This window comes from Kitasatospora griseola (genome assembly GCF_014648555.1).
Classification (GTDB): Bacteria; Actinomycetota; Actinomycetes; order Streptomycetales; family Streptomycetaceae; genus Kitasatospora; species Kitasatospora griseola.
The window spans coordinates 247,444-253,425 of the sequence record NZ_BMRI01000003.1; the positions used below are offsets into that span (position 1 = coordinate 247,444).

Consider the following 5,982-nt stretch of genomic DNA (forward strand, 5'->3'; position numbering starts at 1 on the left):
GGCCGTGCGGGTAGCCGCGGCCGTCGATCCGCTCGTGGTGGTGCAGGATGCCGTCGCGCCCCTCGCCGAGGAAGTCCAGCTGCCGCACCAGCTCGTGCCCGAACACCGGGTGCACCTCGACGGCCCGCCGCTCCGCCACCGTCAACGGCCCGTTGCGGCGCAGCAGTTCGGTGGCCACCGCGAGCTTGCCGACGTCGTGCAGGGTGCCGGCGAAGTGCAGGGTGCGGATCCGGTCCTCGGCGAGGCCCAGCTGGCGGGCGATCAGCACCGAGGCCCGGCCGACCCGTTCGCTGTGGCCGCGGGTGTAGGCGTCCTTGATCTCCACGGCCTGCACCAGCGCCTGCACGGTGGCCCGGTGCGCGGACCGCTCGCGGTGGCCCTGCGCGGACAGCCAGGCGGTGATGGTCAGCGGCAACAGTCCGAGCACCGCCGCGAACGCCCCGTACGGGCCCTGCCACAGCACCGCGACCATCAGCCCGCCCGCGCCGTGCAGCAGCGCCGCGGGCGCCGCCCGGTGCAGCTTGCGGATCACGCCGTGGCCGGCCGAGCCGCAGGTCAGCCGCACCATGCCGGCCACCAGCACGCCGTTGACCAGGCAGAACGTCAGGATCGCGGCGAGCGCGCCGAGGGCCGCGCCGGGGAAGCGGGTGCCCAGCAGCAGCCGGGAGCCGCCGAGCAGCCGGAACACCTCGGCGGAGCAGGCGGCGGCCAGCGCCAGCTGGGCGGCGTTCCACACCCGGCGCAGGGCGCGCGGCTGCTGGGCCGGGCCGAGCAGCGCCCCGGGCAGCGCGACCAGGGCCGCGGCGGCGGGGGGGAGCATCAGCACGCCGGCGAACAGCACCGGGAAGAAGCCGCTGCCGCGCGGGTCCGCCGGGCTCTCCGGCCCGGGCCGGCCGCGCAGCCACCGCCACACCCGGGCGCACGGCGTGCGGGCGCCCTGGGCGAGCGACTCCAGACAGAGGTGGAGCAGCGACAGCAGCGCGACCCGGGGCCAGGCGAGTCCGGGCCCGATCGCCGACAGCGGCAGCAGCGCGGCGAGCGCCGCCGTCACCACGGCGGCCAGGTAGACCATGGCCCGCCCCGGCAGGGCGATGCGCTCGCGTTCGCTGGCGATCTCGGCCTCCCCAGCCCGTACCGGGCCCTCCGACGTGAGGACTCGTCAGAGAATAGGGCCCGGCCACCCGGACGGGGCGCACGATCGCGGATTGCCGCAGCCGGAGCAGCGACAGCTCACTCGATCGAGTGAGTAATCACTCCGCAGTGGCGACGGCGGAGCCATGACCGGCCGCGCCTTCGACCGTCATCTCCACGCCGACCGAGGACACCTCGACGGTCGGGCCCTCGCCGGGGCGCTGGCTCGCGCGGATCGAGTCGATCCGGGCCAGCACCTTCGCCCGGAGGTCGGCGGGCGTGTCGTCGCAGCCGCACGAGCGCTTGATCAGCGCCTTGATCGCCTGTTCGAGGCCGTACTTCTCCAGGCACGGCGAGCACTCGTCGAAGTGCACCCGCAGCTTGGCGCAGTCGCCCTCGGGCATCTCGTTGTCGAGGAATTCGTAGAGGTGGTCGAGCACCTCTCCGCACTCGGTCTCGTGCGGATCGCCGCAGCTCATGAGCCCGCGCCCTTCGCTTCGTGCCCTGCACCGGTACCGGCCGGGACCAGCCCCCGCTCGCGGGCGTAGTCCTCCAGCATGCCGCGCAACTGGCGGCGACCACGGTGCAGTCGGGACATCACCGTACCGATGGGTGTACCCATGATGTCCGCGATCTCCTTGTACGCAAAGCCCTCGACGTCCGCGAGATACACCGCGATCCGGAATTCCTCCGGGATCGCCTGCAGGGCGTCCTTCACGTCGCTGTCCGGCAGGTGGTCGAGCGCCTGCGCCTCGGCGGAGCGCAGCCCCGTCGACATGTGCGACTCGGCGCGCGCGAGCTGCCAGTCCTCGATCTCCTCGGCCGCGGTGCGCTGCGGTTCACGCTGCTTCTTGCGGTACGAGTTGATGAACGTGTTGGTGAGGATGCGGTAGAGCCAGGCCTTGAGGTTGGTGCCCTCGCGGAACTGGTGGAACGACGCGTACGCCTTGGCGAACGCCTCCTGGAGCAGGTCCTCCGCGTCGGCCGGGTTGCGGGTCATCCGCAGGGCCGCCGAGTACATCGGGTCCAGGAAACCCAGCGCGTCGCGCTCGAAGCGCGCGCGCCTGGCCGTCTCGCTCTCGCTCTCGGACACCCGGAAGGTGTCCTCGCCGATCGCCTCGGCCAGTTCGTCCCCGGTGAGCTGTTCGCCCTCCGGACGGCCCTGGTCGGTGCCTGAAGCACCAGACACGGCCGCGTCATCGGTCCCGACGACCGGACCCACCTCCTCGGTCAGCTGCACTCGGCCCACCACGGGCCGACCCGGAAGCGAGGATATCGGGCTGACCGGCTTCTCGCCCGCGGCAACCCACTGCGACCAGTCCGGTACGAGCGAAGCCCGCTCCTCGGACCGCTCGGGGCACGCGATCGAACCCATGAACCCTGCCTTTCCACCGGCGCATCTTCTGACGACTCGTGCAACCGCTCACGGCGACGAGACATTCCCGCACTCCGGACCGGGGTTCAGAGCCAGCCGGCCACCGCCCCGGTGATCAGCGCCAGCGCCTCGTCCTGGCCGAGCGGCGCCTTCTTCGGCACCTTGAACGCGTGCGAGCCGTACGGCACTTCGACCAGGCGGTGGGTGTCCGGCAGGGCCGGGAACTCCTCCGGGGCGCCGAAGGTGTCCGCGCCGCCCTGCACCACCAGGGTGGGCAGGCCGGTCTCCAGCAGCTCCCCGGCCCGGCTCTTCTCCGGCCGACCCGGCGGGTGCAGCGGGAAGGCCAGCGCCAGCACGCCCGCCGCGCCGAGCCCGGCGGAGGTGCGGCAGGCCACCCGGGCCCCCGCGCTGCGGCCGCCCGCGAACACCGGCAGCCCCTCCTCGGCCGCGGCGGCGAACTGCGCGGGCCAGCCGGCGTCGAGGATCTTCGGGGCGGGAGCGAGCTTGCGGCCGGCCACCCGCCAGGGCTGCTCGGCCAGCACCACGGTGACGCCCGCCGTCGGGAGCGCCGCGGCGAGCGCCTGCAGGTCGGGCGCCTCGATGCCGCCGCCCGCGCCGTGCCCGAGCAGCAGGACGGCGCGCGGGGCCTCGGCCCGGAACCAGTGGAGCCGGGCGTCGCCGGCGGGGGTGGTGATGATCCGCTGCATGGCGCCGAGCGTATAGAGAGGACGCGCTCAGAACAGCGTGGTGCGGTCGTCCTCGGTGAGTCGCCTGGTCAGGCCGGGGTGGTTGTTGCGGATCGAGCCGACCTCGTCGGGCACGGCATGGATGCGCAGCTCGCCGGGCGGCGGCGGGGTGAGGTCGGCGGTCTCGGCACGGGGGTCGAGCCAGGCGTCCCAGCGGTCGGGGCCGAGGTACAGCGGCATCCGTTCGTGGACGGGGGCGAGCAGCGGTTCGGCGGCGGTGGTGACCACAGTGCAGGTGACCAGCCAGGCGTCGGGGTGGTCGCCGGGCACGGCCCGGTTGCGCCAGAACTCGTACAGTCCGGCCAGCGCCAGCGGGGCGCCGTCGGCGCGGGAGACGAAGTAGGGGCGGCGGGGTGGCCGGGAGACGTCGTCGGTGGGGGCGGTCTGCCACTCGTAGTACCCGTCGACGGGTATCAGGCACCGCCGCGAGGCGAACGCCTGCCGGTAGGCGGGCTTCTCGTGGACGGTCTCCGCCCGGGCGTTGATCATCTTCACGGCGGTGTCCGGGCTGCTCGCCCAGGCCGGCACCAACCCCCAGCGCAGCACCCGCAGTTGACGCACCGGCCGGCGCTCGCCGCGGGGCGCGCGGTCGAGCACGGCGAAGGCGGACGCGGTCGGGGCGACGTTCCAGCTCGGGGCCAGCGTCTCGGTGGGGTCCCACTGCCGGACGCCGAAGTGCCGGACCAGCTCGGCGGGGTCGGTGGAGGAGGCGAAGCGGCCGCACATGCCGTTCAGCTTGCCAGAGCGGGCCCGCCCGCAGAACCGGTCGCTGGTCGCCGCCCGTCCTTCCGTGAAACGCTGCCGGACCGAGCGACGGCGATCGGAGGCCCACCGGAATGGACTTCGCACAACTCTGGGACCGGGTGACGGCCGTACAGCCCGCCCTGCCGAACTGGCTGGTGTGGGGCACTGCGGCGGCGGCGCTGCTGGCGGTGGCGATGCGCCCGGTGTGGCGGCTGAGCCGCACCGTGGTGACCATCGCGCACGAGGGCGGGCACGGCGTGATGGCGCTGCTGACCCGCCGCCGACTCTCCGGCATCCGGCTGCACTCGGACACCTCCGGGCTGACGGTGACCTCCGGGCGGCGGACCGGACCCGGCCTGATGCTGACCTTCGCGGCCGGCTACCCGGCGCCGTCGCTGCTCGGCCTGGGCGGCGCCGCCCTGCTGGGGGCGGGCCTGACCACCGCGCTGCTGTGGATCGGCATCGCACTGCTGGCGGCGATGCTGCTGACCCTGCGGAACCTGTTCGGCGTGCTGGCCGTGCTGGTCACCGGCGGCGCGATCGTCGCGGTGTGCCGGTACGGGAGCGCCGAGTGGCAGGGCGCGTTCGCCCACCTGGGCGTGTGGTTCCTCCTGCTGGCGGGGGCGCGCCCGGTGGTCGAGCTGTTCTCCACCCGGCGCCGCGGCGGCGCGTCCGGCTCGGACGCCGACCAGCTGGCCGGGCTGACGGGCGTGCCGGCGACGGCCTGGATGGCGCTGTTCCTGGTGGTGGCGCTGGCCTGCCTGGGGCTCGGGGCGGCCTGGCTGCTTCCCCGGTAGCGGGGCCGGGCCTCATAGACTGGGCGACATGACCGACTCCCTGTGGCCCGCTCCCGTCGCCACCGCCGCCGTGGACGCCACCGTGACGATCCCCGGCTCGAAGTCCGCGACCAACCGCGCCCTGGTGCTGGCCGCCCTCGCCGACGGCCCGGGCTGGGTGCGCCGCCCGCTGCGCAGCCGCGACTCGCAGCTGATGGCGGACGGCCTGCGGGCACTGGGCGTGACGGTCGAGGAGACGGTGAACGAGGCGTCCGGCGGCACCGGCGGCGGCGAGGCCTGGCGGGTCATCCCGGCCGAGCGGCTGCGCGGCCCGGCGCAGGTGGACGTCGGCAACGCCGGCACCGTGATGCGCTTCCTGCCGCCGCTGGCCACCCTCGCGGACGGCCCGGTGCACTTCGACGGCGACCCGCGCAGCCACGAGCGCCCGCAGCACGGCGTGATCGACGCGCTGCGCGCGCTCGGCGCCCGGATCGACGACGGCGGCCGCGGCGGCTTCCCGCTGACCGTGCACGGCGCGGGCGCGCTGGACGGCGGCCCGGTGGAGGTCGACGCCTCGTCCTCCTCGCAGTTCATCTCGGCGCTGCTGCTGTCCGGCGCCCGCTTCAACCACGGCGTGGAGATCCGCAACGTGGGCGCGACGGTGCCCTCGCTGCCGCACATCCGGATGACCGTCGACATGATCCGCAAGGCCGGCGGCCAGGTGGACGCCCCCGAGGACGGCGGCGAGAAGGACGTCTGGCGGGTCACCCCGGGCGCACTGATCGGCCGCGACCTGGTGGTCGAGCCGGACCTGTCCAACGCCGCCCCGTTCTTCGCCGCGGCCCTCGCCACCGGCGGCCGGGTCGTCGTCCGGGACTGGCCCAAGCACACCTACCAGCCCGGCGACCAGCTCCGCGACATCTTCAGTGCGATGGGCGGCTCCTGCCGGTTTGTGAACAAGCACAGCGTGGACGAGGGGCTGGAGTTCACCGGCACCGGCAAGATCCACGGCATCGAGGTGGACCTGCACGACGTGGGCGAGCTGACCCCGGTGATCGCCGCCGTCGCAGCCCTCGCCGACTCCGAGTCCCACCTGTACGGCATCTCCCACCTGCGCCTGCACGAGACCGACCGACTGGCCGCGCTCGCCAAGGAGATCAACGACCTCGGCGGCGACGTCTCGGAGACCGAGGACGGCCTGCGGATCCGC

Annotated in this window: 7 protein-coding genes; 2 read left to right on the plus strand and 5 right to left on the minus strand. The window is 74.2% G+C overall.

What is annotated here, in order from left to right; translation table 11 throughout:
• From IEZ12_RS05275 to IEZ12_RS05295, 5 genes are all read right to left on the minus strand, one after another.
• On the minus strand, window positions 1-1,072 hold a 1,072-nt coding region (locus IEZ12_RS05275), incomplete at its 3' end, for an HD-GYP domain-containing protein (protein ID WP_229847258.1).
• A 178-nt stretch (window positions 1,073-1,250) separates the two neighbouring features.
• A complete protein-coding gene (gene rsrA, locus IEZ12_RS05280; protein ID WP_189271022.1) occupies window positions 1,251-1,610 on the minus strand; it encodes a mycothiol system anti-sigma-R factor in 360 nt (119 codons plus the stop codon).
• Window positions 1,607-2,353, minus strand: a complete 747-nt coding sequence (locus IEZ12_RS05285; RefSeq protein WP_043916813.1) for a sigma-70 family RNA polymerase sigma factor — start codon at window positions 2,351-2,353, stop codon at window positions 1,607-1,609. Before IEZ12_RS05285 ends, rsrA begins: the two co-directional genes overlap by 4 nt.
• Before the next feature lie 239 nt (window positions 2,354-2,592).
• Complete coding sequence (locus tag IEZ12_RS05290; protein ID WP_189271023.1) at window positions 2,593-3,213, minus strand: alpha/beta hydrolase family protein; 621 nt, start codon at window positions 3,211-3,213, stop codon at window positions 2,593-2,595.
• A gap of 27 nt (window positions 3,214-3,240) precedes the next feature.
• Entirely contained in the window at window positions 3,241-3,978 is a 738-nt protein-coding gene (locus IEZ12_RS05295) for an SOS response-associated peptidase (protein WP_189271024.1), read from the minus strand.
• A 110-nt stretch (window positions 3,979-4,088) separates the two neighbouring features.
• On the opposite strand from IEZ12_RS05295, the gene IEZ12_RS05300 reads away from it, so the two are divergent.
• Together IEZ12_RS05300 and aroA are read left to right on the plus strand one after the other, a co-directional pair.
• Complete coding sequence (locus tag IEZ12_RS05300) at window positions 4,089-4,793, plus strand: M50 family metallopeptidase (protein WP_189271025.1); 705 nt, start codon at window positions 4,089-4,091, stop codon at window positions 4,791-4,793.
• Between the two features lie 28 nt (window positions 4,794-4,821).
• Window positions 4,822-5,982 (plus strand): 3-phosphoshikimate 1-carboxyvinyltransferase (aroA, locus tag IEZ12_RS05305; protein ID WP_229847259.1); only part of this gene is annotated, 1,161 nt, incomplete at its 3' end.

Excerpts from the sequence above, each read along its gene's own strand:
- IEZ12_RS05290 (WP_189271023.1), bottom strand. The coding sequence starts at position 3,213 with ATGCAGCGGATCATCACCACCCCCGCCGGCGACGCCCGGCTCCACTGG.
- IEZ12_RS05300 (WP_189271025.1), top strand. The coding sequence starts at position 4,089 with ATGGACTTCGCACAACTCTGGGACCGGGTGACGGCCGTACAGCCCGCC.
- IEZ12_RS05295 (WP_189271024.1), bottom strand. The coding sequence starts at position 3,978 with ATGTGCGGCCGCTTCGCCTCCTCCACCGACCCCGCCGAGCTGGTCCGG.
- rsrA (WP_189271022.1), bottom strand. The coding sequence starts at position 1,610 with ATGAGCTGCGGCGATCCGCACGAGACCGAGTGCGGAGAGGTGCTCGAC.